This is a genomic window from Alloalcanivorax venustensis ISO4 (assembly GCF_015356855.1).
GTDB classification, from domain to species: domain Bacteria; phylum Pseudomonadota; class Gammaproteobacteria; order Pseudomonadales; family Alcanivoracaceae; genus Alloalcanivorax; species Alloalcanivorax venustensis.
Genome location: NZ_ARXR01000030.1, coordinates 1 through 25312, shown reverse-complemented (window position 1 = coordinate 25312; position 25312 = coordinate 1). Strand labels below are relative to the sequence as shown.

Sequence of the window (25312 nt, the reverse complement as noted above, 5' to 3'; positions counted from 1 at the left end):
TCCAGGGGCGCTTTGCGGCGGTATAATTCGCGCCCGCCACATTTCCAACAGATAGGGCCGGCCACGCGCGACGCCGCCCCAGAGGTCACGATCCATGGCACGCAAGCTCTTTATCCAGACCCACGGCTGCCAGATGAACGAGTACGACTCCACCCGCATGGTCGATCTGCTGGAGTCCACCCACAATCTGGAACCCACGGACAATCCGGAAGACGCGGATGTGCTGCTGCTCAACACCTGCTCGATCCGCGAAAAAGCGCAGGAGAAGGTGTTCCACCAGCTGGGCCGCTGGAAGCGCCTCAAGGAGCGCAATCCGGAGCTGATCATCGGCGTCGGCGGCTGCGTGGCCAGCCAGGAAGGCGAGGCGATCCGCGAGCGCGCCCCCTATGTGGACGTGGTGTTCGGCCCCCAGACCCTGCACCGCCTGCCGGGCCTGATCACCCAGGCGGCCAGCACCCGCTCGCTGGCCATCGATGTGACCTTCCCGGAGATCGAAAAGTTCGACAACCTGCCCGAGCCCAGCGTGGACGGCCCCAGCGCCTTCGTGTCGATCATGGAGGGCTGCTCCAAGTACTGCACCTTCTGCGTGGTGCCCTACACCCGGGGCGAGGAAGTGAGCCGCCCGGTGCAGCCGGTGCTGGATGAGATCCGCCACCTGGCGGACATGGGCGTGCGCGAGATCAACCTGCTGGGCCAGAACGTGAACGCCTACCGGGGCCAGGGCGCCGGCGGCGAGACGCTGGATCTGGCCGACCTGATTCTGCTGATCCGCGATATCGACGGCATCGACCGCATCCGCTACACCACCAGCCACCCGGTGGAGTTCTCCGACACGCTGATCCAGGTGTACGAGGAAGTGCCGGAGCTGGTCAGCCACCTGCACCTGCCGGTGCAGTCCGGCTCGGACCGCATTCTGGCGATGATGAAGCGCAACCACACGGTGCTGGAGTACAAGTCCAAGCTGCGCAAGCTGCGCCGCATCCGCCCGGATATTTCCTACAGCTCCGACTTTATCATTGGCTTCCCCGGCGAAACCGACGCCGACTTCGAGGCCACCATGAACCTGATCGGCGATATCGGCTTCGATACCTCATTCAGCTTTATCTACAGCGCCCGCCCGGGTACCCCGGCGGCGGAGCTGCCCGACGACGTGCCGCTGGCGGTGAAGAAAGAGCGCCTGCGCATCCTGCAGCAGCGCCTCAGCCAGAACGCCCAGGACATCTCCCGCAAGATGGTGGGCAGCACCCAGCGCATCCTGGTGGACGGCTTCTCCAAGAAGGATCCGGGCCAGCTCAAGGGCCGCACCGAGAACAACCGGGTGGTCAACTTCGCCTGCGACGACATCGACCTGATCGGTGATTTCGTCGACGTGGAGATCGTCGAGGCGCTGCCCAACTCCCTGCGCGGCGGCCTGCCCGTCACGGCCTGATGTTCATATTGAAATTCAAAATCAATCTAGGCGACCTGTTTCATTAAACATTCGGTTATATAAACTAGGTCGCCTCATTGGCTTCGACGTATAAGGAATAGCGGACATGCGTGTTTGGCTCTCTCTGATTCTGCTGGCCGTGACCTCCGTGGCCACCGCCCAGCAAACCATCCTGAACAGTTCCTACGATATCGCCCGGGAACTGTTCCAGGCCTATAACCCGGAATTCCAGGCCTACTGGAAAGAGCAGACCGGTGAGGACATCAACATCAAGCAGTCCCACGCCGGCTCTTCCAAGCAGGCCCGCGCCATCCTCCAGGGGCTGGAAGCGGACGTGGTCACCTTCAACCAGGTCACCGACGTCAACGTGCTGCACGACAAGGGCAACCTGATCCCCGAGGACTGGAACCAGCGGCTGCCCAACAACGCCAGCCCGTACTACTCCACCACCGCCTTCCTGGTACGCAAGGGCAACCCCAAGGACATCCAGGGCTGGGACGATCTGGCCAAGGAAGGGGTCGACGTGGTGTTCCCCAACCCCAAGACCTCCGGTAACGGCCGCTACACCTATCTGGCCGCCTGGATGGCCGCGGAAGAGCAGTTCGGCGGCGACGAGAACAAAATCCGCGACTTCATGACCCGCTTCCTGGGCAATGTGGCGGTGTTCGATTCCGGCGGCCGCAGCGCCACCGTCACCTTCGCCGAGCGCGAGATCGGCGACGTGCTGATCAGCTTCGAGTCGGAAGTGAACAACATCCGCAAGGAATACGGCACCGGCGACTACGAGGTGGTGGTGCCCAAGACCTCGGTACTGGCGGAGTTCCCGGTCAGCGTGGTCGACGACGTGGTCGACGAGCGCGGCACCCGCGAGGTGGCCACCGCCTACCTGGAACACCTCTACGACAAGGAGATCCAGGAGCTGCTGACCACCTTCAACTACCGCGTGCATCACCCGGAAGTGGTGAAAGCCACCGAAGACCAGTTCCCGCCGGTGAAGCTGCTCAAGGTGGAGGACTACTTCGGCTCCTGGCAGAACGCCCAGGACACCCACTTCGCCTCCGGCGGCGTGCTCGACGAACTGCAGGCGCAGGCGCGGAGACGCTGATTTGGCCATCCTGCGCACCCGGCACTCGGTATTGCCCGGCTTCACGCTCAGCTTCGCGCTGAGCGTGCTGTTTATTTCGCTGGTGATCCTGGTGCCGCTGTCCGGGCTGGTGCTGCACGTCAGCGAGATGACCTGGGACCGCTACTGGTCGGTGATCACCAACCCGCGCAGCCTGGCCAGTTTCAAGGTCACCCTGCTGGCCGCCGCCGGCGCCAGCGCCATCAACGCGGTGGTGGGGTTATTGCTGGCCTGGGTGCTGGTGCGCTACCGCTTCCCCGGGCGCCGCGTGATGGACGCCCTGGTGGACCTGCCCTTCGCGCTGCCCACCGCCGTGGCCGGCCTCACCCTGTCGGCGCTGTTCGCCGCCAACGGCTGGCTGGGGCAGTGGTTCGAAGCGATCGGCATCCCGGTGGCCTACACGCCGCTGGGCATCATGATCGCGATGAGTTTCACCAGCCTGCCGTTCGTGGTGCGCGCGGTGCAGCCGGTGCTGGAAGACCTGACCCCGGACGTGGAAGAAGCGGCCGCCACCCTGGGCGCCACGCCCATGGCGTCGTTCTTCCGCGTGGTGCTGGCGCAGCTGATGCCGGCGCTGCTCACCGGCACCGCCCTGGCGTTTACCCGCAGCCTCGGCGAGTACGGCGCGGTGATCTTTATCGCCGGCAACATGCCGTTCGAAACCGAGATCATCTCGCTTCTGGTGAACATCCGCCTGGAAGAGTACGACTTCGCCGCCGCCAGCGCCCTGGCCTCGGTGATCCTCGGCGCCTCCCTGGTGCTGCTGTTCGGCATCCAGATGGTGCAGGGGCGCATGATCCGCCGCTGGCACGGCAGCTGAGAACTCAGTTGATAGTTAACAGTTGATAGTTGATAGCTGCGCGGGATGGGCTCCTGAAACGTGGCCGCCGTGCCCGCGGGAACAGGCCTCGCCGGCCGCAGGCCGCGGGAACGCCAACCAGCCCGCCCCAGTTAACTGTCAACTGTCCACTATCAACTCTCAACTGCTTTTTATAGTGCGACGGCGCGGCCGATAAAGAGCACTGGGCCGGTGGGTCGGGGTTCCGGGGAGCCGCCCGGCGGCTCCAGGGTGAGTTCGAACAGCTGGCCGCTTTCCACGCCGCCGACCTGCTCGGCGGGGATCACCAGGCTGCGGCCCGGCTCCACCAGGCCCAGGGAACGGGGGCCTTCGGCGTTATTTTCCAGGGTCCAGAACTGCACGCTGCGGTCGGCACGGTAGTCCGCCTGCTGCGCCAGGGGCGTCAGTTGCAGGTCGCCGTTGTCCGCCACGGTGATCCGCCAGCCCGGCTGGGCCGCTTCGCCCGGCGCCTGCAGCACCACGGTATACACCGGCGCCGGCTGGCGCAGCGGGCCCACCGCCAGCACCAAGGCCACCAGCAGGGCGGCGCTGGCAAAGCGCCAGGCGGGCGTGCTTTGCCACAGGCCGCGCCACCAGGGCACGGCGATGCCGGTCTCGCGGGCCAGACGCCGCCACAGGCCGGGCGGCAGACGCGCCGGCTCCAGCAGCTCGGCGGCGCCCACCCAGTGTTCGCGCCAGTACGCCGCCTGCCGCGCGGCCTGCTCGTCTTCGGCCAACCAGCGCTCGATCTCCACCGCCTGCTCGCCACGGTGCAGACCGAGGACATACTCGGCGATCAGCAGACGCTGTTCTTCCTGGTTATCGGGAATCATAGCCGCAGACACTCCTGAAGCCCTTTAAGCCCGGTGCGAACCCGGCTTTTGATGGTGCCCAGGGGCACCGCTAATGTTTCGGCGATCTGCTCATAGGTGAAACCCTGATAGAACGCCATCAATATCGGCCGGCGCCGGTCGCCCTGCAAACCGCGCAGGCACTCCTGCATGGCGCGCCGCTGGTCGGACTGCATCGAGCATTGCTCCGGGTTGGGCCCGGGATCCGGCCAGTCGTCCCCGGGCAGCGCCTCGGCGTCGTCACGTTTCGCCCGGCGGTGCTGATTGATCAGCCGGTAGCGCAGCAGCGCGTACAACCAGGCCCGGGCGCTGCCCTTTTCGGGATGAAACCGGACGGCGTTACGCCACACCTGCACGAACGTATCCTGCAGCGCCTCTTCCGCCAGCTCCGGGTCGCCGCTGAGCCGGCGCGCCAGCGCCAGCATCCGTGGCGCCTCCAAACGGTACAGCCGTTGAAACGCCTTGGCGTCGCCTCGGGCACAGGCCAGCAGTAAAACCGTGGCTTGCTCCAGTTGGTGATTCGACTCGTCCATGGGATGTCCGGCGCGATGTGAATAAAACGCGATGGTCCATCGCGCCGCGAGAAGACCGTGTCAATGTCGGCTGCAAAGCCAGTTTTGTAGGAGCTTCGCCCTGTGGGAGCGGGCTTGTGGGAGCGGGCCCCGCCCGCGAAAGGGAGCGAAGCTCCCGGCAGGATTCCAGAGACCGGTCTAACACAGGCACCAACAACGCCTCTGGCATCCTGCCGGCCGGCTTTGCCGGCCTTTCGCTTGCAGGCAAGCTCCCACAAAACTGGCTTCGTAGAACGCTTTATTGCTTGAGTCCGGGAAAGGAGCCGCCGTGAAAGGCGGCTCGTTCCGGTTCTCTTTACGGTGCTCTCTACGGTTACTCGGGCGCGCGGCCCAGGTAGTCGGCGATCAGCACCACGGATTCCGGCGCCGCCTGGGCGATGGAAGCGTCCGGGCTGACGTCGCCGCCGGCAGAGCCGAGGATGTTATCGAAACGCAGCACCATGCCCTGGGACTTTTCAGCCACATAGAGGTTGGCGCCATCGAAGGCGATATCCACCGGGTTGCCGAGCATGGTGTTGCCGACCGCGTTGTTGTCCTCGTCGTCGATGCGCACCGCCACGTTGGTGATGCCGTCGGCGCTGGAGGCGTTATCCAACACGTACAGCTTGCCGTCGGTGGGGTTGGCGCCGCTGCCCACGTCGGACAGGATCAGCTTGTCGCCGTCCGCCACGTGCACGATGCCGTGCAGGTTGGTGGGTGCCGCGAAGGCGTTGCCGCCTTCCCCGGGGACGATGGTGCGGTCGGCGCCGCCGGCGCCACGGTCGGTGCTCAGATCGTCATAAACCGCCACGGTGCCGTCGGTAAGCGCCACGTACAGGCGGTCACCTTCGGGGTCGTAGTCCAGATCCCAGGGCTGCACGGTGAGGTCGATGCTGAAGATCGGGGCCACATCGCCGTCGGCCTGGGCGCCGAACACGCGCACGGAACCCGGCGCGCTGTTTTCGGTGACCAGCACCCAGCCCAGCTCGTCGGCGATATCAAAGCCCTTGGGCGCCGACAGGCCGGTGTTGGCGCCGGAAATCAGACGGTCGCGGCTCATGTTGAAGCTTTCACCGTCGCGGCCCACGCCCACCCGGTTGAGCACGGCGATGCCGCTGTCGTAGGTGGCGTAGGCGTCGCCGGTCTGGTTGACGCTGATGCTTTCCACCGGCTGGCCGACGGAGAAGTCGCGGCTCTGGGCGGTGAGGTCGGTGTCATAGACCAGCACGTCCGGGTCGGCGTTATCCGGGTCCGGGTTGCGGGTCACCATGACGCCGTTGATGGTCACGGAAGTGTCTTCCAGGTCGGACAGGTCGGGCTGCACCGGGCTGTCCATGATCACGGCCAGGGACTCGGGCTTGACGCTGTCCACCGTCTTGTCCGGAGCCACGTCGCCGGACGGACCGCTGAACACGCTGCGGTAAACCAGGATGGCGTCGTTGGATTTTTCCGCGATGTAGGCGGTGCTGCCGTCGAGCACCAGGTCCACCGGGTTACCCAGCAGGGTGTCCGGGCCGTTGACGGTGCGGGCCGGGGTCACGGCGCCGTTGGCGGTGGAGGCGTTTTCGATCACGTACAGGCGGCCGTCGTCGGCGATGGCGGCGTCACCCACGTCGGTGACCACCAGGGTGTCGCTGTCGGCGTCGTAGCCGATGCCGTGCATGTTGGAGGTCATGCCGGCACTGTCCGGGGTGATGACACGGGCGCCGGCCACGCTGAAGCCGTTCGCCACATAGTCGTCGGCGACCAGGATGGTGCCGTTGGTCATGGCCAGGAACACCCGGTCGGCGTCTTCGTCGTAGGCCAGATCCCAGGCGTCGCCGGCCAGGGCCGTGGAGGCCAGCGGCGTGGCGCCGGCGCCGGCGGTGGTGCCGTAAATCTCGATGCTGTTGCCGTTGATGTTGGCGGCCATGATCAGGCCGGCCTCATGGGCGATCGCCACGCCTTTCAGGTTGGACGGGCCGGTGGCGGTGAAGGAGCGGTCCAGGGTGGCCACCGGGGAGGCGCCGTCCTGGCGGTCGAGAAGTTTGTGCAGGGTCTGTACGCTGCTGGGCACCGCGGTGTCGTCGGCGGCGTGCACGTTACCGAGCAGATCCAGCACGATGCCTTCGTTGGCGTCGGCGTTGAAGGTGGACTGAACGCGCAGGCCGCTGTCGAGCTGGTCGATCTGGCCGACGCTGCCGCCGCCGTTGTGCATCACCAGCAGGGGCGAATCCTGATTGCCGCCGTTGTTGTTATCCGGGACGAAACTGCTGCCGCCGTTGCCACCGCAGGCGGCCAGGGTCACGGCCAGCGCCAGCGGCGACAGCCAGTAAAGACCATTGGTATTCAAGTTCATGCTCTCTCTCCTTGCTTCATCATGAAGGGGGCGGCCGGAGGTCGCCCGAACCGGGAATCGAGATCCCGTAAGGGGATACCCGCCCCGGGACGGCCCGGATGTAGCGAAACGTAACGATTTGTACGCGCCGGGAGAGTCCCGCGATCTAACGGCATGGCGAAAGGATATAAATGAGCGCTTTATTTTGCCGTTACGGAATATAGAATCATCACCTCCCACAAACACCGTAAGGAGCCCGCCACCCATGTCCTCCGCAAACCGGCCCCACAAATGGCACCAATGGACGCTGGTCGCCGCCGCGTTCGCCGCCGTGGTGGTGTTGCTGGTGTTGCCGCTGGTGGTGATCTTCGCCGAGGCCTTCGCCCAGGGCGCCGGCATGGTGGTGGACAACCTGACCAGCGACGACATGATCGGCGCCATCCAGCTCACCGTGATCGTGGCGCTGATCACGGTGCCGGTGAATCTGGTGTTCGGCGTGCTGCTGGCCTGGTGCGTGACCCGCTACGAGTTCCGCGGCCGCAAGCTGCTCAGCACCCTGATCGACATTCCGTTCGCCATGTCGCCGGTGGTCGCCGGCCTGTGCTATCTGGTGGTGTACGGGGGCCAGGGCCTGGTCGGGCAGTGGCTGGACGACCGTTTCGACGTGCAGTTGATGTTCGCGCTGCCGGGCATGGTGATGGTCACCGTGTTCGTGACCTGCCCCTACGTGGCCCGGGTGCTGATTCCGCTGATGCAGTCCCAGGGCACCGAGGAAGAGGAAGCGGCGATCCTGCTGGGCGCCTCCGGCTGGCAGGCGTTCTGGTACGTGACACTGCCGAGAATCCGCTGGGCGCTGCTGTACGGCGTGGTGCTCACCAACGCCCGGGCGGTGGGTGAATTCGGCGCGGTGAGCGTGGTGTCCGGCCTGATCCGCGGCGAGACGCTGACCCTGCCGCTGCTGATCCAGATGCTCAACGAGGACTACAACACCGTGGGCGCCTTCACCGCCGCCGGCCTGCTGGGGGCCATGGCGCTGGTCACCCTGCTTCTGAAAACCGTGCTGGAATGGCGCCAGAGCAGCAAACTGAACGCCGCCGAGGAGACCCTGACATGAGCATCCGCGTTGACGGCATCCGCAAGACGTTCGGCGGCTTCGCCGCACTGGATGACATTTCCCTGAACGTGCCCCAGGGCGAGCTGGTGGGTCTGCTGGGCCCGTCCGGCTCCGGCAAGACCACCCTGTTGCGCATCATCGCCGGCCTGGAAAAACCGGACCGGGGCCGGGTGCTGTTCAACGAGCGCGACGTCACCACCCTGGACGTGCGCCGCCGCAAAGTGGGCTTCGTATTCCAGCAGTACGCGCTGTTCCGCCACCTGACCGTGGCCGACAACGTCGCCTTCGGGCTGCGCATGCTGCCGCGCGGTGAGCGCCCCGGCCGCGACGCGGTGCGCGCCCGGGTCCGTGAGCTGCTGGAACTGGTGCAGATGGACACCATGGCCGGGCGCTACCCGGCGCAGCTGTCCGGCGGCCAGAAGCAGCGCGTGGCGCTGGCCCGCGCCCTGGCCCTGGAACCGGAGGTGCTGCTGCTCGACGAGCCCTTCGGCGCCCTGGACGCCAAGGTGCGCAAGGAGCTGCGCCGCTGGCTGCGCCACCTGCATGAGCAGATTTCGGTAACCAGCATCTTCGTCACCCACGACCAGGAAGAGGCCATGGAAGTGTCCGACCAGGTGGTGGTGATGAGCCAGGGGCATATCGAGCAGATCGGCAGCCCGCTGACCGTCTACGAACAGCCGGCCAGCCGCTTCGTGTTCGACTTCCTGGGCCATATCAACGCCCTGGAGGGCCTCTACGACGGCGCCGTCTGGCAGTCCGGCGAGGCGCGCCTGCGCCTGGACACCCACGGCGCTTGCCCGGACGGCGCCCTGACCCTGTACCTGCGCCCCCACGAGGCGACCCTGGCCAAGGCCCCGGTCGAGCACGCCCACCTGCCGGTGAAACTGGCGGCGCGCAGCGTGTTCGGCGGCACCGTCACCCTGGAGCTGGAGCCGCGCGGCTGGGGCGCCGGCGTGCTGGAAGTGGAGCTGGACCGGGACACCTGGGCGGCCCTGGCGCCGGGCCGCGACGACACCCTTTACCTGCTGCCGCGCAGCCTGCAGACGGTGACCTGCGACGGCGATCTGGGCCCGCGCGTGGCGCCCGCCTGAGCGGCGCTGTCCGACAACCGGGCCACGGCGCTTGCCCCGACGCCGGGGGCCGGGCTAGAGTGCCGGCTGAGAGGGTTCCCCAGCGGGGCCCTTGAGAGTATTCTGAATTCATCGCCAACTGCCCCAGGGGCCATCTCTCCCAACTTGGACACACCAGCCGCTTCCCAGCAAGTCAGTCTTGAACCCTACGACTCCCGCCGTCTGGCCAGCCTGTGCGGCCGTCTCGACGAGCATATCAAGCAGATCGCCGACCGCCTGCAGGTGGACATCCGCAACCGCGGCAACCTGTTTCATCTGTCCGGCGACTCGCGGGCGGTGCAGGCCGCCTCCACGGTGCTCAACGACCTCTACGCCCAGACCGCCGACACCGAGGACCTGACCCCGGAAATGGTGCACCTGCATCTGCAGCAGTCGGAGCTGTCCGAGAAAGTCGACAACACGGTGGCGTTCCCCAGCGACGACGTGGTGATCCGCACCAAGCGCGTGCGCATCAAGCCGCGCGGCGGTCACCAGCGCGAGTACGTGAAAACGATCCGCCGCTTCGACATCAATTTCGGCATCGGCCCGGCGGGCACCGGCAAAACCTGGCTGGCGGTGGCCTGCGCGGTGGACGCCCTGGAGAAGTCCGAGGTGCAGCGCATTCTGCTGGTGCGCCCGGCGGTGGAGGCCGGCGAGAAGCTGGGTTTCCTGCCCGGCGACCTGGCGGAAAAGATCGACCCCTATCTGCGGCCGCTCTACGACGCCCTCTATGAAATGCTCGGCTTCGAGAAAGTGGCCAAGCTGATGGACCGGCTGGTGATCGAAGTGGCGCCCCTGGCCTACATGCGCGGGCGCACGCTCAACAACAGTTTCGTGATCCTCGACGAGGCGCAGAACACCACCCCGGAACAGATGAAAATGTTCCTGACCCGCATCGGCTTCGGCTCCAAGGCGGTGATCACCGGCGACGTCACCCAGGTGGATCTGCCGCGCCATCAGAAGTCCGGGCTGGTCAATGCCCTGGAGGTGCTCGCCGGCGAACAGGAAATCGGCGTCACCCGTTTCGACAGCCGCGACGTGGTCCGCCACCCGCTGGTGCAACGCATAGTAGAGGCCTACGACCGTCATGAGCGGGATACCGACCCCCAACGTTGAAGTCCAGTGGGCCAGTGACGCCCCGGACGCCCCCGACGAAGCCGACTTACGCGCCTGGGCCGTGAAAGCCGTGGCGGTGGCCGGCGGCGTGGTCGGCGACATCACCCTGCGGGTGGTCGACGACGCGGAAATCCAGACCCTGAACCGGGAATACCGGGGCAAGGACAAGCCCACCAATGTGCTGTCCTTCCCGTTCGAAATGCCGGAGGGTCTGCCCGAGGACGCCTTCGCGCCGCTGCTCGGCGATATCGTCATCAGTGCCCCGGTGGTGCGCCGCGAAGCCGCCGAGCAGCACAAACCCCTGGACGCCCACTGGGCGCACATGGTCACCCACGGCGTACTGCACCTGCTCGGCTTCGATCACATCGACGATGACGACGCGGACGTGATGGAAGCCCTGGAAATCCGTGCCCTGGCCGAGCAGGGTTATCCCGACCCCTACACCGTTTCCCATTCAAGCAAGGAGTTGCATCTCTAATGTCGGACGACTATTCCGATAATGGCACCAGCCGAAGTTGGTTGGAGCGCGTCGGCCAGTTCTTCACCTCCACCCCCGGGTCCCGGGACGAACTGCTGGACCTGATGCGCTCCATGCGCGACAGCGACATTATTGACGGCGACACCCTGGGCATCATCGAAGGCGCCATCTGCGTCAGCGAGATGCAGGTGCGCGAAATTCTGATTCCCCGCTCACAGATGGTCAGCATCCGCGCCTCCGACGACCCGCGCGACTTTTTGCCCACCATCATCGACTGCGCCCACAGCCGCTTCCCGGTGCTCGGCGACGACCCGGACGAAATCATCGGCATCCTGCTCGCCAAGGACCTGCTGGCGCTGATCCTGGAGCCGGCGCGCATGGAGCGTTTCGTGATCAAGGACCACGTGCGCTCGGCGATGGTGGTGCCGGAATCCAAGCGGCTGGATTCGCTGCTGCGCGAATTCCGCATCACCAAGAATCACATGGCCATCGTGGTCAACGAATACGGCGGCGTGGCCGGCCTGGTGACCATCGAGGACGTGCTGGAACAGATCGTCGGTGAGATCGAGGACGAACACGACGTCGATGACGACGACTACCTGATCAAGGACCTGGAAGGCGACGACTTCACGGTCAAGGCGATCACCCCCATCGACGAATTCAACGAGCACTTCAAAACCCAGTACCGCGACGATGAATTCGACACCATCGGCGGCCTGGTGATGCAGGCCTTCGGACACCTGCCCCAACGGGAAGAATCCGTGGACATGGGCAACCTGCGCTTCACCGTGCTCAGCGCCGACGGCCGCACCATCCGCCTGCTGCGGGTGGCGCCGCTGGACGCCAGCGGCGACACCGACACCACCGACGGCTGACCAACACTGCCGCCCGCTCCCGTGCGCGCCGGCCCCGGTGCGGCGCGCCATGGATTGCCGGCGCCAACTTGCGTATAACAAGGCTTCGCCTACCCGGCCTCTTTTTGTCTTTCTGCAATCGTGACCTTGCTTATGCGCAATCTGTTTCTGGCTCTGATCGCCGGCCTGCTGTTTCCTCTGGCGTTCGCCCCCTACGGCCTGTGGCCGTTGTTGCTGGTCAGCGTGGCGCTGGCCTACTGGGTGCAGGCCAGCGCCCCGTCCGCCAAGGCGGCACTGCTGGGCGGCTGGGTCTATGGCCTGGGCATGTTCGGGTTCGGCGTGGCCTGGCTGCAGGTGTCGATGACCGACTACGGCTATATGCCGCTGTGGATGGCGGTGCCCGCCACCGCTGCCTTCGCGGCGCTGCTGGCGTTGTTCTATGGCGCGGCGTTCTGGCTGACCCGCCGGTTCAGGGGCGGCGGGCTGATGTTCGCCGGCGCCTGGGTGCTGGCGGACTGGTTGCGCGGCTGGCTGCTCACCGGCTTCCCCTGGCTGTACGGCGGCTACGCGCTGATCGACACGCCGCTGGCCGGGCTGGCGCCGCTGGGGGGCATCTGGCTGATGACCCTGGCGGCGGTGATCCTGCCCGCCACGGCGGTGGAGCTGGTGCTGCGCCGGGGCCGGGGCACCGGCCCGCTGGTGCTGTCCCTGGCGCTGATCGTGGCCGGGGTGGTGGGCGGCCAGTTCAGCTTTACCCACGCCGAGGGCGAGCGGCAGCAGGTGGCGCTGGTGCAGGGCAATGTGCCCCAGGACCTGAAATGGCTGGCCACCATGCGCAAGGAAACCCGCGAGATCTACGCCGGCCTTACCGAGGGTCTGCCGGAGGGCACCCTGGTGGTGTGGCCGGAATCGGCGATGATCGAGTTCTACCAGGACATCGACGACTTCGTGGACGACCAGGGCGAAGCGGTGGCGGCCAAAGGCGGCGCGCTAATCAGCGGCCTGCCGTGGCGCGATGAAAGCCGCACCCCGACCACCTACCACAACAGCATCGCGGTGGTGGGCACGGACAGCGAGGACGGCGTCTACCACAAGCAGAAGCTGGTGCCGTTCGGCGAGTACGTGCCGCTGCAGGGTCTGATTCGCGGGCTGATCCCGTTTTTCGACCTGCCCATGTCGAGCTTCACGCCGGGCAGTCCGCGCCAGCCCAATCTGTATGCCCTGAGCCATGAGATCGCGCCCTTCATCTGCTACGAGATCCTTTACCCGGAGCTGGTGGCGAGCCGCACCGGCAGCGCCGACGTGCTGCTGACGATCAGCAACGACGCCTGGTTCGGCACCTCGGCGGGGCCCCACCAGCACTTTCAGATGACCCGGCTGCGGGCTCTGGAAACCGGCCGCTGGCTGCTGCGCGGCACCAATAACGGCATCACCGCGGTGGTTGACCACCACGGTAAGGTGGTGGAGCGGCTGCCCCAGTTCGAGCGCGACGTGCTGGTCAGCGAGTACCAGCCGCGCCAGGGCGAGACCCCGTTTATGCTGGCCGGCGTCTGGCCCACCCTGCTGCTGGCGCTGGCGTTCGTGGTGCTGGGCCGGGGCCGCCGGGCCCGGGGGTTGCTGGAGTCATTCTGATGCTGACGTTATATACCGTTTAGGAATAAGCTTATAATCTAATTTGACAGAACCTCCTGGCCAACCTATAACGGAAGCCGGGCGCGACGCACGCCCGGCTGTTTTTTCCGTTCAGGAGGTTTCATGTCCCCGTCCGCCGCCGGCATCCCGCAGGTAGAGAGTTTTTTCGATCCGGTCACCAATACCGTCAGCTATGTGGTTATCGACCCGCAAAGTCGACGCTGCGCGCTGGTGGATTCGGTGCTCGACTATGACGCCGCCTCCGGGCACACCAGCTACGCCGGCGCGCAAAAGCTGGTGGACTTCGTGCGCGCCCAGAACCTGACCGTGGACTGGCTGCTGGAAACCCATGTGCACGCCGACCATCTATCCGCCGCCCCCTGGCTGCAGGAGCAGGTGGGCGGCAAGCTCGCCATCGGCGACCACATCCGCACCGTCCAGCACACCTTCGGCAAGGTGTTCAACGCCGGCACCGACTTCGCCCGCGACGGCAGCCAGTTCGATCACCTGTTCCATGACGGCGACCGCTACCAGGTCGGCGAATTGCAGGCCAGCGCCCTGCACACCCCCGGCCATACGCCCGCCTGCATGAGCCATCTGATCGGCGACGCCCTCTTTGTCGGCGACACCCTGTTCATGCCCGACTACGGCACCGCCCGTTGCGACTTTCCCGGCGGCGACGCGCGCACCCTGTACCGCTCGATCCGCAAGCTGCTGGCGCTGCCCGACGAGACCCGCGTATTCCTTTGCCATGACTACCTGCCGGAAGGACGTGACCGGTTCTGCTGGCAGACCACCATCGGCGAGCAGCGCCGTCACAACATCCATGTGCACGAGGGCATCAGCGAGGCGCAATTCGTCGCCATGCGCGAAGAGCGCGACGCCACCCTTGGCATGCCACGCCTGATTCTGCCTTCGGTACAGGTGAACATGCGCGCCGGACATTTGCCGCCGCCGGAGGACAACGGCGTGCAGTACATGAAAATTCCGTTGAACCGTCTTTGAGGAGCAGCCGATGTCGGACTACAAACGCCTATCGCCCAACCTGGCCGTGGCCGGGCAAATCCAGCCCGGCCAGCTGGAGGACATCGCCCGGCAGGGTTTCCACACCGTCATCAACAACCGCCCGGACGGTGAGGGTGACGACCAGCCCACCAGCGACGCGCTGAAGCAGGCGGCCCGCGCCGCCGGGCTGGCCTATTACCACCTGCCGGTGACGCCCGGCGATATCCGTGACACCGACGTCATGGGGTTCGCCGGGCTGATGCAGCAGGCGCGGGGCCCGGTGCTGGCGTTTTGCCGCACCGGCAACCGCAGCAGCTCACTGTGGGCGCTGTCGGAAAGCACGCGCACCGACCCGGAAACGCTGATCGCCACCGCCGACCAGGCCGGCTATGACCTGAGCAAGCAGGAAGCGCGTCTGCAACAACGCTGGCGGGCCGGCCCCGGGGCACAGCCGCAACCCGGCCATTCCGCGGCCACCACCTGGGACGTGCTGGTGGTGGGCGGTGGTGCCGGCGGTCTGGCGGCCGCCGCCAGCCTGCTCAAACGCCGGCCGTCGCTGAGCATCGCGGTGATCGAGCCCGCCGACACCCATTACTACCAGCCCGCCTGGACCCTGGTGGGCGGCGGCGCCTTCGACCCCGCCGACACCGCCCGGCCGATGGCCTCGGTGATGCCCCGGGGCGTGAAGTGGATCCAGTCACGGGTGGAAGCCTTCGTGCCGGAACAGAATCAGGTGGTGCTGGACGACGGCGGCCGGGTCAGCTACCGCATGCTGGTGGCCGCCCCGGGCCTGGAGCTGCATCTGGACGGCGTGGAGGGTCTGCGCGACGGGCTGGGCCGCAACGGCGTCACCTCCAATTACCTGTTCGAATACGCGCCCTACACCTGGCAGTGCGTACGCGACCTGCGCCAGGGCCGCGCCCTGTTCACACAACCGCCGATGCCGATCAAATGCGCCGGCGCGCCGCAGAAGGCGCTCTATCTGTCCTGTGACCACTGGCGCAGACAGCATCGCTTGAGCAATATCGACGTGCGGTTCCACAACGCCGGCGGCGTACTGTTCGGGGTGGAAACCTTCGTGCCGCCGCTGATGGAATACATGCGCCGCTATCAGGTGGGGCTGAACTTCAACAGCACCCTGAAAGCGGTGGACGCCGGCGCCCGTAAAGCCTGGTTCGTGGACACCGATGCGGACGGCAACCGCCAGGAGCGCGAAGAAGCCTTCGACATGCTGCATGTCACGCCGCCGCAGCGGGCGCCGCGCTGCGTGCGAGACAGCGCCCTGGCCAACGACGCCGGCTGGCTGGACGCGGATCCCGACACCCTGCGCCATAACCGTTTCGAAAACGTGTTCGCCATCGGCGACGCCAGCGGCACCGGCAACGCCAAAACCGCCGCGGCGGTGCGCAAGCAGGCGCCGGTGGTGGCCGTCAATCTGCTCGCCACCCTGGACGGCAAGCCGATGAGCGGCCGCTATCAGGGCTACGGCGCCTGCCCGCTGACCGTGGAAAAGGGCAAGGTGATCCTGGCGGAGTTCGGTTATCAGGGGGCGCTGCAACCCAGCTTCCCGCTGGACCCCACCAAGGCGCGCAGCAGCTACTGGTGGCTGAAATCGAAAGCCATGCCGCGTATTTACTTTGATTTGATGCTGAAAGGTCGCGAATGGCTTACCGGCTGACCCTGGCCCCCTGGCTGAAAGGCTACCGGCCCGGCGACGCCGCCGCCGACGGCCTGGCGGCGCTGATCGTCACCCTGATGCTGATCCCGCAGAGCCTGGCCTATGCGCTGGTCGCCGGGGTGCCGGCGCAAATGGGCCTGTACGCCAGCATCCTTCCCTTGCTCGCTTACGCCCTGTTCGGTTCCAGCCGCACCCTGGCGGTGGGGCCGGTGGCGGTAGTGTCGCTGATGACGGCGGCCGCCGCCGGTCAGGTGGCCGGCGGCGACAGCGGCGCCTACCTGGCGGCCACGGTGATACTGGCGCTGCTCTCCGGCGTCTTCCTGGTCGCCATGGGCCTGCTGCGCCTGGGCTGGATCGCCAACCTGCTCAGCCATTCGGTGATCAGCGGCTTTATCACCGCTTCCGGGCTGTTGATCGCCGCCAGCCAGCTTAAGCACCTGCTGGGCATTCCGATGCAAGGCGACACGCTTTGGGAACTGGGACTGTCGGCGTTCCGCGAGGCCGCCAGCGTCAACGGCCCCACCCTGCTGGTGGGCGCCGCCGCCCTGCTCTTCCTGCTGTGGGCGCGCGGCCCGTTGAAGCGGCTGCTGGCACGCACGCCGCTGCCGCCCATGCTCGCCGATCTGCTCGCCAAGGCCGGGCCGGTGCTGGCGGTGATCGGCACCACCGTGGCGGTGGCGGCCGGCGACCTGCAAAGCCAGGGCGTGGCGGTAGTCGGCGCCATCCCCGGCGGCCTGCCGGCGCTGTCGTTGCCGGCGTTCGACGCCGGGGTGTGGGGCCAGCTGGCGCTGCCGGCACTGCTGATCAGCCTGATCGGTTTCGTGGAGTCGGTATCGGTGGCGCAGACCCTGGCCGCCAAGCGGCGCCAACGGATCGACAGCAATGCCGAGCTGATCGGCCTGGGTACCGCCAATCTGGCGTCCGGGGTCAGTGGCGGTTTCCCGGTTACCGGCGGCTTCTCGCGCTCGGTGGTCAATTTCGATGCCGGCGCCCGCAGCCCCATGGCCGGCGTATTCACCGCCGGCGGCATCGCGCTCACAGCGCTGTTTTTCACCCCCTGGTTTTACTACCTGCCCAAGGCCACCCTGGCGGCGACCATCATCGTGGCGGTGCTGGCCCTGGTGGACCTGGGCGCGCTGCGGCGCGCCTGGCGCTACTCCAAGGCGGATTTCACCGCCATGCTGGTGACCCTGGCCGGGGTGCTGCTGGCGGGGGTGGAGATCGGCGTGATCGCCGGGGTGGGCGCGGCGCTGGCGCTGCATTTGTGGCGCACCAGCCAGCCGCACATGGCGGAGCTGGGGCAGATGCCGGGCACCGAGCATTTTCGCAATGTGCGCCGCCACCCGGTGATCACCTCACCCCGGGTGCTGTCGATCCGGGTGGACGAGTCCCTCTACTTCGCCAACGCCCGGCGCACCGAGGACGCCATCTACGACATGGCGCTGAATTGCGACGGCCGCCGCCATGTGGTGCTGCTCTGCTCGGCGATCAACCACATCGACGCCAGCGCCCTGGACAGCCTGGAAAGCCTGAACCGGCGCCTGCTGGACGCCGGCGTCACCCTGCATCTGTCGGAGGTGAAGGGCCCGGTGATGGACCAGCTGAAACGCAGCGACTTTCTCGAACAGCTCAGCGGCGAGGTGTTCATGACCCACTACCAGGCGCTGGCAACGCTCGACCCCGAGACCAGCGAACGGGCCGCCGACGACAAGCCACACGCTTGAAGCGTGCCGCTACCGGAAATAGCGCAAGTAATACCAGATCAGCGCGGCCCACTCGCGCCAGATCACCGGCACCTGCGACAGCGCCCCGGCAGAGGGCGCCCAGGCCGGCTTGGGCAGCGATTCCAGCGCCACCGCCTCGACCCGCAGCCCGTGGCGCTGGAAGCAGAGTATCGCGCGCGGCATATGGGCGCGGTCGGTGACCACCACCACCGACTTCACCCCCAGAGGCCGCAGCAGGGCGGCGGTGTTGCGGGCGTTTTCCCAGGTGCTGCGGCTGTTCGGTTCGATGTGGGTGCGGGCCTCCGGCCAGACGCGCAGCACTTCCTGCGCCATCATCGCCGCTTCGGAATCGTCCGGGTCGGCGGGGGCGTGGTCCTCGGCGCCGCCGCTTAACACGATCGGCAGGTCGCGCTGCCAGGCCTCGCGCAGCCCGGCCTGGACCCGCCGCAGGCCGGTGGGGTTGAGCCGGTAGTCCTGGCCGTCGCGCTGCCGACCGGCACCCAGCACCACCACCGCGCCCGGGCGCGCACCGGGCTCCTTGGCCGGTAACGGCGGATAGAACTGCCGCACCACCGCCGGCAGGGTGGCGCCGATCAGCACCAGTGCCAGGGCGGCGGTGATCAACATACCGCGCATCCGCTGTCTGCCCGCCTTATGCTCATGTATCCTAGGCCCCTTGCAGATATCATCCCGTTTATTAATTACCCGCTTATCAATTAAGAGAGCCGATGGACGCACAGTATCGCCCCGACCAGGTAGAACAGGAAGCCCAGCAACACTGGGACACCGCCCGCAGTTTCAAGGTCACCGAGCAACCCGGTAAAGAGACCTTCTATTGCCTGAGCATGTTCCCCTACCCGTCCGGCCGGCTACATATGGGCCATGTGCGCAACTACACCATCGGCGACGTGATCAGCCGTTATCAGCGCATGCTGGGCAAGAACGTCCTGCAGCCGATGGGCTGGGACGCCTTTGGTCTGCCGGCGGAAAACGCGGCGATCAAGAACAAAAGCGCCCCCGCCGCCTGGACCTACGAGAACATCGACTACATGCGCGGCCAGCTGCAGCGGCTCGGGTTCGGCTACGACTGGGACCGTGAACTGGCCACCTGCCGGCCGGAGTACTACCGCTGGGAGCAGTGGTTCTTCACCAAGCTCTACGAAAAGGGCCTGGTGTATAAAAAGATGTCGACGGTGAACTGGGATCCGGTGGATCAGACCGTACTCGCCAACGAGCAGGTGATCGAAGGGCGCGGCTGGCGCTCCGGCGCTCTGGTGGAACGCAAGGAAATCCCGCAGTGGTTCGTGAAAATCACCGCCTACGCGGACGAACTGCTCAACGACCTGGACCAGCTGGACGGCTGGCCGGAACAGGTCAAGGCGATGCAGAAAAACTGGATCGGCCGTTCCGAAGGGGTGGAGCTGGACTTCGCCATCGAGGGGCCGCGGGGCAATGAACTGCTGCGGGTCTACACCACCCGCCCGGACACCCTGATGGGCGTCAGCTATATGGCGGTGGCCGCCGACCACCCGCTGGCCAGCGCGGCCGCCGAGCGCGACCCGGAAGTGGCCGCCTTCGTGGACGAATGCCAGCGCGCCGGCGTGGCGGAAGCGGACATCGCCACCATGGAAAAGAAGGGCATCTTTACCGGCGTTTACGCCCGCCATCCGATCAGCGGCGAGGAAGTGCCGGTATGGATCGCCAACTTCGTGCTGATGAGCTACGGCACCGGCGCGGTGATGGCGGTGCCGGCCCACGACCAGCGCGACTTCGAGTTCGCCCACAAGTACGGCCTGCCGATCAATCAGGTGATCGAGCCCGCCCACGGCGAGACCCTGGACCTGGACAACGAAGCCTTCACCGCCAAGGGCAAGCTGGTTAACAGCGGTGAATTCGACGGCCTGACGTCCGAGCAGGCGTTCGACGCCATCGCCGCCTGGCTCTCCGAGCGCGGGCTGGGCGAGAAAAAGGTCAACTACCGGCTGCGCGACTGGGGCGTCTCCCGGCAGCGTTACTGGGGCACCCCCATTCCCATGCTGACCCTGGAAGACGGCAGCCAGGTGCCGGTGCCCGAGGATCAACTGCCCGTGGCGCTGCCCGAGGATGTGGAAATGGACGGCGTGGTTTCGCCGATCAAGGCCGACCCCGAGTGGGCGAAAACCCAATACCAGGGCCAGCCGGCGTTCCGTGAGACCGACACCTTCGACACCTTCATGGAGTCGAGCTGGTACTACGCCCGCTTTACCTGCCCGGATGAAGACCAGGCGATGCTGGACCCGGCCCGCGCCAATTACTGGCTGCCGGTGGACCAGTATGTGGGCGGTATCGAGCACGCCATCCTGCACCTGCTGTACGCGCGTTTCTTCCACAAGCTGCTGCGCGACACCGGCCTGGTGGAGTCCGACGAACCGTTTAAACAACTGCTGTGCCAGGGCATGGTGCTGAAGGACGGCGCCAAGATGTCCAAGTCCAAGGGCAACACCGTGGACCCGCAGCAAATGATTGAGGAGTTCGGCGCCGACACCGTGCGCTTGTTCATGATGTTCGCGGCGCCGCCGGAGCAGTCCCTGGAATGGAACGATTCCGGCGTGGAAGGCGCCCACCGTTTCCTCAAACGGCTGTGGCGGCTGGTGGCGGAACACTTGGAAGGTGGCCCGGCGCCGGCGCTGGACCCGGCCGCCCTGGACGGCAGCGGCAAAACGCTGCGCCGCAAGACCCACGAAACCATCCAGAAGGTCAGCGATGACATCAGCCGCCGCTACACCTTCAACACCGCCATCGCCGCGGTGATGGAACTGAGCAACGAAGTCAGCCGCTCGTTCAACGAGGGCGGCGACGAAGGCCCGGCCCGGGCGGTGCGCCAGGAAGCCCTGGAAGCGGCGGTGCTGCTGCTGTCGCCGATCGTGCCCCACGCCGCCCATGCCCTGTGGCACGCCCTGGGCCATGACGAGGCGGTGATCGACGCCGCCTGGCCGGCGGTGGACGAGAGCGCCCTGGTCAAGGACACCCTGGAGATGGTGGTACAGGTGAACGGCAAAGTACGCGCCAAACTGACCGTGCCCGCCAGCGCCGACAAAGAGAGCGTGGAAGCGCTGGCCCGGGAAGAAGCCAATGTGGTGCGCTTCACCGAAGGCAAGACCATCCGCAAGGTGATCGTGGTGCCGGGCAAACTGGTTAATATTGTCGCCAACTGAACATTGATCGGAGACCGCCAGTGATACGTCACGCCCGAACCGCCCTGCTGCTCACCGCCGCCGCCCTGCTGCTGGCGGCCTGCTCCGGCTGGCAACTGCGCGGTCAGACCTCCACGCCGGAGCTGGAGTCGATCACCCTGGACGGCGCCAGCGCCCGGCTTCGCTACACCCTGGAGGACGAGCTGGAACCCAGCGGCGTGCTGATCCACGGCGAATCACAGAACATCGTGATGATTCTCGACGAACGCTGGGACAGCCGCACCGCGGCGGTGGACGCCCGCGGCCGCGCCGCCGAGCGCGAGCTGCGCTACGAGATCACCTGGCAACTGGTGGACCGCGACACCGAGGCGATGCTCAACCCGCCACGGCGTATTTCCGCCCTGCGCAGCTTCGCCTACTCACCGGATAACGTCACCGCCACCTCCGACGAGGAAGAGCTGGTGCGCGACGATCTCTACGAGGACGTGGCCTACCGGCTGATCAACCAGCTGGCCAACGCCGCCCGCAAAATCGACAGCCGGAACCGCTAGCCGCCATGCGCCTGCGTGTGGAGCAACTCGCCAAGCACCTGCAAAACGACCTGCTGCCGGTCTATCTGGTGGCCGGCGACGAGCCCCTGCAGCAGGACGAATGCCTGGACGCCCTGCGCGCCGCCGCCCGCCAGAAAGGCTTCGACGAGCGCCACCGTTTCAGCGCCGACACCGGCATTGACTGGAACGCCCTGCTCAATGAATCGCAAAGCCTGAGCCTGTTCGGCGGCCGCCGGATTCTGGAACTGGTGCTGCTGGAAAAGCGCCCGGACAAAGCCGGCAGCCAGATCCTGCGCGATCTGCTCGACCACCCCAACGACGACACCCTGATTCTGATCCGCTGCTCGCGGCTGGACCGCCGCAAGGACTGGAACAGCGCCTGGGTCAAGGCGGTGGAAAAGGTCGGCGCGGTGGTGGAGATCTGGCCGGTGGAAGGCAAGCAGCTGCAACACTGGCTGCGCGACCGGCTCGCCGCGCTCAAGTTGACCATCGACGACGACGCCCTGGAACTGCTGATCCAGCGCAGCGAAGGCAACCTGCTGGCCGCCGCCCAGGAAGTGGACAAGCTCGCCCTGCTGGCCACGGACGGCCGCGTCGACGCCGCCACCGTGCAGCAGGCGGTGGGCGATTCCAGCCGCTACACGCCGTTCGACCTCACCGACGCCACCAGCGGCGGCGACGCCAACCGGGCGCTGCGCATTCTGCGCACCCTGCGCGCCGAAGGCGTGGAAGCACCGGTGGTGCTGTGGGCCCTGGGCCGGGAAATCCGCGCCCTGGACGCGCTCGCCACCGGCGGCGCCGCGGCGCCCCGCCGCGCCTGCCGCCGCAGCGGCTGCGCGCTCTGCAGGCCCAGGCCGGGCGCATGCCGCCGCGCCAGCTGCACCAGTGCCAGGCGCTGGCGATCCGCGCCGACCAGGCCGTCAAAGGCATGGGGCCCGGCGACCCCTGGCAGTTTCTCGCCGGGCTGGTGCTGCGCCTGTGCGGCAAACCGCTGCCGGCGATCCTGGAAAAGTAGCCGCCGCCTGTTTTGGCCCCTTCGCCCCCGGCGTCGGGCGACCGGCTTTGCTAGCCTTCGGCGTTGCGATCACCACCACAGGCAGGACCGCCATGGACAAGCACGCCCCGGACACCTCGTCGATCAGCTTCACCGCGCTCTATACCGGCCAGGTATGGGTGCGCAACGGCCTCTCCGAGCCGTTCTTCCAGACCCGCTCGGGGGCGCTGCTGTACGGCGCCATGAGCCCCATGGAAGCGCTCGGCAAGCGGGTACTGGGCGGCAATATCCGCACCTTCCTGCTGCAGCGCCACCATCTGATCGACGCGCGCCTGGAGGCGCTGATCGAGCAGCATCCGGATTTGCAGGTGGTGGAGATCGCCTGCGGGCTGTCACCGCGCGGCTGCCGCTTCCGGCAACGCTTTCCGTCGATCACCTATGTGGAGGCGGACCTGCCCGACATGGCCGACCGCAAACGCCGCCTGCTGGCCGCCAAGGGCTTCTTAAGCGCCACCCACCGCGTGGTGCCGGTGAACATTCTCGCCGAGGACGGCCCGGACAGCGTCGCCGCCCTGCTCGACGGCCTGGACCCGGCGCGGCCGGTGGCGGTGATCACCGAGGGGCTGATCAACTACTTCAGCCTGGACACCGTGACGCCGTTCTGGGGCCGGCTGGCCGCCGGCCTGCGTCGTTTTCCGCGCGGCGTGTATCTGAGCGACAACTACCCGCTGTACGCCAACATGCGCTTCCACCGCACGCTGAAAACCCTGGGCGGGTTGCTGGGCGCGATATCGCGCAGCCAGGTGGCGTTCCACTTCCGCTCCGACGCCGACACCGAGCGCCACTTCCTGAACCAGGGCTTCGACGCCCTCACCGTCCACGACCCGGCGGATTTCTACACCGCCCTGCCCATCCCACGCACCCGCGGCACCCCGATGGTGCGGGTGCTCGAAGCTTCCGTCTCCTGAAAGCGCTGGTTTCGCCCGGGGCCGCGAAGCGCCTATACTAGGCGCCTTTCGATTCTTTTCCGGTCAAACAATGGGCATCGCAGAGAACATGGATATCCAGCAGTACATGGCGACCGTGGGCGAACAGGCCCGCGGCGCGTCCCGGGCCATGGCCCGGGCCACCGCCGGCGACAAGAACGCCGCCCTGAGCGCCATCGCCGGCGCCCTGCGCGCGCACCGCAGCGCCATCCTCGACGCCAACCAGCGTGATCTGGCGCGCGGCCGGGACAGCGGCCTGGACGCGGCGCTGCTGGACCGCCTGGAACTGACCCCGGAGCGCTTCGACGGCATGGTGGAGGGGCTCGAGCAGGTGATCGCCCTGGCCGACCCGGTGGGCGGCATCACCGACCTGAACTACCGGCCCTCGGGCATCCAGGTGGGCAAGATGCGCGTGCCGCTGGGCGTGATCGGCATCATTTACGAGTCGCGCCCCAACGTCACCATCGACGCGGCGGCGCTGTGCCTGAAATCCGGTAACGCGGCGATTCTGCGCGGCGGCTCCGAGGCCATCGATTCCAACCAGGCGATCGCCGAGTGCCTGCGCATCGGCCTGCGCGAAGCCGGCCTGCCGGAAACCGCCGTGCAGGTGATCGAGACCACCGACCGCGCCGCCGTGGGCGAGCTGATCACCCACCCCGAGTGGGTGGACGTGATCGTGCCGCGCGGTGGCAAGGGCCTGATCGAACGCATCAGCAACGACGCCCGGGTGCCGGTGATCAAGCATCTGGACGGCAACTGCCACGTCTACATCGACGCCCAGGCGGACGCCGGCAAGGCGATCAAGGTGGCCTACAACGCCAAGACCCAGCGCTACGGCACCTGCAACACCATGGAAACGCTGCTGGTGCACGCCGGCATCGCCGAACGGGTGCTGCCGGAGCTGGCCGCCCAGTATCAGGCCGCCGGCGTGGAGCTGCGCGGCTGCGAGCGCAGCCGGGCGCTGCTCGACGGCATCGGCGAAGCCACCGAAACCGACTGGGCCGAGGAATACCTGGCGCCGGTGCTGGCGATCAAGCTGGTGGACGGCCTGGACGAGGCGCTGGAGCACATCCACCGCTACAGTTCCGGGCACACCGAGTCGATCATCACCGAAAACTACACCCTGGCGCGGCGGTTTCTCGCCGAGGTGGATTCCAGCTCGGTGATGGTCAACGCCTCCACCCGTTTCGCCGACGGCTTCGAGTACGGCCTGGGCGCGGAGATCGGCATCTCCACGGACAAGCTCCACGCCCGCGGGCCGGTGGGCCTGGAAGGGCTCACCGGCCAGAAGTGGGTGGTGCTCGGGGACGGGCATGTTCGGACGTGATACCGCGTCCGACCTTCCTTTGATCCTGTTCGGCGGTACTTTCGACCCGATTCACCGTGCCCATCTGCGGGCCGCCCTGGCGGTATCCCAGGCGCTCGGCGATGCGCCGGTGCATCTGTTGCCCAACGCGGTGCCGCCGCACCGGCCCCAGCCCCTGGCCACCGGCGAGCAGCGGCTGGCCATGGTGCGCCGCGCCTGCGCCGGGCACAAACAGCTGGTCGCCGACCACTGGGAGCTGCGCCGCGCCAGCGGGCCGTCCTACACGCTGGCCACTCTGAAGCACTACAAACGGCTGATCGGCGCGCGCCCTCTGGTGTTCGTGGTGGGCGCGGACAGCTTCGCCGGTCTGCATCGCTGGCACCGCTGGCGGGAGTTTCCCGCCCTCTGCCATCTGGCGGTGGTGCCACGCCCGCACAGCCCGCCGGCGCCGCTGTCGGTGCAGCGCGCCTTCCCGGCGGCGCC

General features: G+C 66.9%; 22 protein-coding genes and 1 pseudogene. 19 read left to right on the top strand and 4 right to left on the bottom strand.

The annotated features are described in order from the left end of the window. The first annotated feature begins 94 nt into the window (after window positions 1-94). The 3 genes from miaB to cysT all read left to right on the top strand — a co-directional run bounded on the left by miaB (window position 95) and on the right by cysT (window position 3372). A complete protein-coding gene (gene miaB / locus ISO4_RS13795; RefSeq protein WP_194856593.1) occupies window positions 95-1429 on the top strand; it encodes a tRNA (N6-isopentenyl adenosine(37)-C2)-methylthiotransferase MiaB in 1335 nt (444 codons plus the stop codon). Window positions 1430-1535: 106 nt separating this feature from the next. Further along, the gene (cysP, locus tag ISO4_RS13790; protein ID WP_194856592.1) at window positions 1536-2534 is read left to right on the top strand and encodes a thiosulfate ABC transporter substrate-binding protein CysP; all 999 of its coding nucleotides are present in this window, start codon (window positions 1536-1538) and stop codon (window positions 2532-2534) included. Window positions 2535-2541: 7 nt separating this feature from the next. Continuing rightward, the gene (gene cysT, locus ISO4_RS13785) at window positions 2542-3372 is read left to right on the top strand and encodes a sulfate ABC transporter permease subunit CysT (protein WP_323745389.1); all 831 of its coding nucleotides are present in this window, start codon (window positions 2542-2544) and stop codon (window positions 3370-3372) included. A gap of 170 nt (window positions 3373-3542) precedes the next feature. On the opposite strand, the gene ISO4_RS13780 is transcribed toward cysT, so the two are convergent. From ISO4_RS13780 to ISO4_RS13770, 3 genes are all read right to left on the bottom strand, one after another. Further along, window positions 3543-4223, bottom strand: coding sequence for an anti-sigma factor (locus tag ISO4_RS13780; protein ID WP_194856590.1), 681 nt, complete (start codon window positions 4221-4223; stop codon window positions 3543-3545). Then, window positions 4220-4774, bottom strand: a complete 555-nt coding sequence (locus ISO4_RS13775) for an RNA polymerase sigma factor (RefSeq protein ID WP_194856589.1) — start codon at window positions 4772-4774, stop codon at window positions 4220-4222. The genes ISO4_RS13780 and ISO4_RS13775 overlap by 4 nt, the downstream gene beginning before the upstream one ends. Window positions 4775-5126: 352 nt before the next feature. Further along, entirely contained in the window at window positions 5127-7130 is a 2004-nt protein-coding gene (locus ISO4_RS13770; RefSeq protein ID WP_194856588.1) for an NHL repeat-containing protein, read from the bottom strand. Window positions 7131-7374: 244 nt separating this feature from the next. Between ISO4_RS13770 and cysW the strand changes: the two genes are divergently transcribed. From cysW to ISO4_RS13725, 9 genes are all read left to right on the top strand, one after another. After that, entirely contained in the window at window positions 7375-8223 is an 849-nt protein-coding gene (gene cysW, locus ISO4_RS13765) for a sulfate ABC transporter permease subunit CysW (RefSeq protein ID WP_142949554.1), read from the top strand. Beyond that, window positions 8220-9314 (top strand): sulfate/molybdate ABC transporter ATP-binding protein, encoded by a 1095-nt coding sequence (locus ISO4_RS13760; protein WP_142949555.1) that lies wholly within the window; start codon window positions 8220-8222, stop codon window positions 9312-9314. Before cysW ends, ISO4_RS13760 begins: the two co-directional genes overlap by 4 nt. A 144-nt stretch (window positions 9315-9458) precedes the next feature. Further along, on the top strand, window positions 9459-10448 hold the full coding sequence (locus ISO4_RS13755) for a PhoH family protein (protein WP_142949556.1): 990 nt from the start codon (window positions 9459-9461) through the stop codon (window positions 10446-10448). Further along, window positions 10420-10926: an rRNA maturation RNase YbeY gene (ybeY, locus tag ISO4_RS13750; RefSeq protein ID WP_067606693.1), complete on the top strand. Its 507-nt coding sequence runs from the start codon at window positions 10420-10422 to the stop codon at window positions 10924-10926. The genes ISO4_RS13755 and ybeY overlap by 29 nt, the downstream gene beginning before the upstream one ends. Continuing rightward, complete coding sequence (locus ISO4_RS13745; protein WP_194856587.1) at window positions 10926-11801, top strand: HlyC/CorC family transporter; 876 nt, start codon at window positions 10926-10928, stop codon at window positions 11799-11801. Before ybeY ends, ISO4_RS13745 begins: the two co-directional genes overlap by 1 nt. 132 nt (window positions 11802-11933) lie before the next feature. Beyond that, window positions 11934-13412 (top strand): apolipoprotein N-acyltransferase, encoded by a 1479-nt coding sequence (gene lnt, locus ISO4_RS13740; protein ID WP_194856586.1) that lies wholly within the window; start codon window positions 11934-11936, stop codon window positions 13410-13412. A 123-nt stretch (window positions 13413-13535) separates the two neighbouring features. Continuing rightward, on the top strand, window positions 13536-14417 hold the full coding sequence (locus ISO4_RS13735) for an MBL fold metallo-hydrolase (protein WP_142949561.1): 882 nt from the start codon (window positions 13536-13538) through the stop codon (window positions 14415-14417). A gap of 10 nt (window positions 14418-14427) precedes the next feature. Then, on the top strand, window positions 14428-16095 hold the full coding sequence (locus ISO4_RS13730) for a bifunctional protein tyrosine phosphatase family protein/NAD(P)/FAD-dependent oxidoreductase (protein ID WP_142949562.1): 1668 nt from the start codon (window positions 14428-14430) through the stop codon (window positions 16093-16095). Beyond that, entirely contained in the window at window positions 16080-17819 is a 1740-nt protein-coding gene (locus ISO4_RS13725) for a SulP family inorganic anion transporter (RefSeq protein ID WP_142949563.1), read from the top strand. Before ISO4_RS13730 ends, ISO4_RS13725 begins: the two co-directional genes overlap by 16 nt. 9 nt (window positions 17820-17828) lie before the next feature. On the opposite strand, the gene ISO4_RS13720 is transcribed toward ISO4_RS13725, so the two are convergent. Beyond that, complete coding sequence (locus ISO4_RS13720; protein WP_142949564.1) at window positions 17829-18446, bottom strand: YdcF family protein; 618 nt, start codon at window positions 18444-18446, stop codon at window positions 17829-17831. Between the two features lie 101 nt (window positions 18447-18547). Between ISO4_RS13720 and leuS the strand changes: the two genes are divergently transcribed. The 7 genes and pseudogenes from leuS to nadD form a co-directional block, all read left to right on the top strand. Continuing rightward, entirely contained in the window at window positions 18548-21013 is a 2466-nt protein-coding gene (gene leuS / locus ISO4_RS13715) for a leucine--tRNA ligase (RefSeq protein WP_194856585.1), read from the top strand. A 20-nt stretch (window positions 21014-21033) separates the two neighbouring features. Further along, window positions 21034-21543 (top strand): LPS-assembly lipoprotein LptE, encoded by a 510-nt coding sequence (locus tag ISO4_RS13710; RefSeq protein WP_142949566.1) that lies wholly within the window; start codon window positions 21034-21036, stop codon window positions 21541-21543. A 5-nt stretch (window positions 21544-21548) separates the two neighbouring features. Then, window positions 21549-22262, top strand: a pseudogene (gene holA, locus ISO4_RS13705) (DNA polymerase III subunit delta); the annotation flags it as partial. Between the two features lie 143 nt (window positions 22263-22405). Continuing rightward, window positions 22406-22558 carry a hypothetical protein gene (locus tag ISO4_RS17070; RefSeq protein WP_228548135.1) on the top strand — a complete coding sequence of 51 codons (153 nt, stop codon included), beginning with the start codon at window positions 22406-22408 and terminating at the stop codon, window positions 22556-22558. Between the two features lie 92 nt (window positions 22559-22650). Beyond that, window positions 22651-23505 carry a class I SAM-dependent methyltransferase gene (locus ISO4_RS13700; RefSeq protein ID WP_194856584.1) on the top strand — a complete coding sequence of 285 codons (855 nt, stop codon included), beginning with the start codon at window positions 22651-22653 and terminating at the stop codon, window positions 23503-23505. Between the two features lie 88 nt (window positions 23506-23593). Beyond that, the gene (locus ISO4_RS13695) at window positions 23594-24850 is read left to right on the top strand and encodes a glutamate-5-semialdehyde dehydrogenase (protein WP_194856583.1); all 1257 of its coding nucleotides are present in this window, start codon (window positions 23594-23596) and stop codon (window positions 24848-24850) included. After that, a partial coding sequence (nadD, locus tag ISO4_RS13690; protein ID WP_194856582.1) for a nicotinate (nicotinamide) nucleotide adenylyltransferase occupies window positions 24837-25312 on the top strand: 476 nt, incomplete at its 3' end. The genes ISO4_RS13695 and nadD, both read left to right, overlap by 14 nt.

Coding starts and splice junctions, on each gene's coding strand:
- ISO4_RS13730 (WP_142949562.1), top strand. CDS start 14,428: ATGTCGGACTACAAACGCCTATCGCCCAACCTGGCCGTGGCCGGGCAA.
- cysP (WP_194856592.1), top strand. CDS start 1,536: ATGCGTGTTTGGCTCTCTCTGATTCTGCTGGCCGTGACCTCCGTGGCC.
- ISO4_RS17070 (WP_228548135.1), top strand. CDS start 22,406: ATGCCGCCGCGCCAGCTGCACCAGTGCCAGGCGCTGGCGATCCGCGCC.
- ISO4_RS13760 (WP_142949555.1), top strand. CDS start 8,220: ATGAGCATCCGCGTTGACGGCATCCGCAAGACGTTCGGCGGCTTCGCC.
- ISO4_RS13700 (WP_194856584.1), top strand. CDS start 22,651: ATGGACAAGCACGCCCCGGACACCTCGTCGATCAGCTTCACCGCGCTC.
- miaB (WP_194856593.1), top strand. CDS start 95: ATGGCACGCAAGCTCTTTATCCAGACCCACGGCTGCCAGATGAACGAG.
- ISO4_RS13780 (WP_194856590.1), bottom strand. CDS start 4,223: ATGATTCCCGATAACCAGGAAGAACAGCGTCTGCTGATCGCCGAGTAT.
- ISO4_RS13735 (WP_142949561.1), top strand. CDS start 13,536: ATGTCCCCGTCCGCCGCCGGCATCCCGCAGGTAGAGAGTTTTTTCGAT.
- ISO4_RS13720 (WP_142949564.1), bottom strand. CDS start 18,446: ATGTTGATCACCGCCGCCCTGGCACTGGTGCTGATCGGCGCCACCCTG.
- cysW (WP_142949554.1), top strand. CDS start 7,375: ATGTCCTCCGCAAACCGGCCCCACAAATGGCACCAATGGACGCTGGTC.
- ISO4_RS13770 (WP_194856588.1), bottom strand. CDS start 7,130: ATGAACTTGAATACCAATGGTCTTTACTGGCTGTCGCCGCTGGCGCTG.
- ISO4_RS13725 (WP_142949563.1), top strand. CDS start 16,080: ATGGCTTACCGGCTGACCCTGGCCCCCTGGCTGAAAGGCTACCGGCCC.
- leuS (WP_194856585.1), top strand. CDS start 18,548: ATGGACGCACAGTATCGCCCCGACCAGGTAGAACAGGAAGCCCAGCAA.
- ybeY (WP_067606693.1), top strand. CDS start 10,420: ATGAGCGGGATACCGACCCCCAACGTTGAAGTCCAGTGGGCCAGTGAC.
- lnt (WP_194856586.1), top strand. CDS start 11,934: ATGCGCAATCTGTTTCTGGCTCTGATCGCCGGCCTGCTGTTTCCTCTG.
- ISO4_RS13695 (WP_194856583.1), top strand. CDS start 23,594: ATGGATATCCAGCAGTACATGGCGACCGTGGGCGAACAGGCCCGCGGC.
- ISO4_RS13745 (WP_194856587.1), top strand. CDS start 10,926: ATGTCGGACGACTATTCCGATAATGGCACCAGCCGAAGTTGGTTGGAG.
- ISO4_RS13775 (WP_194856589.1), bottom strand. CDS start 4,774: ATGGACGAGTCGAATCACCAACTGGAGCAAGCCACGGTTTTACTGCTG.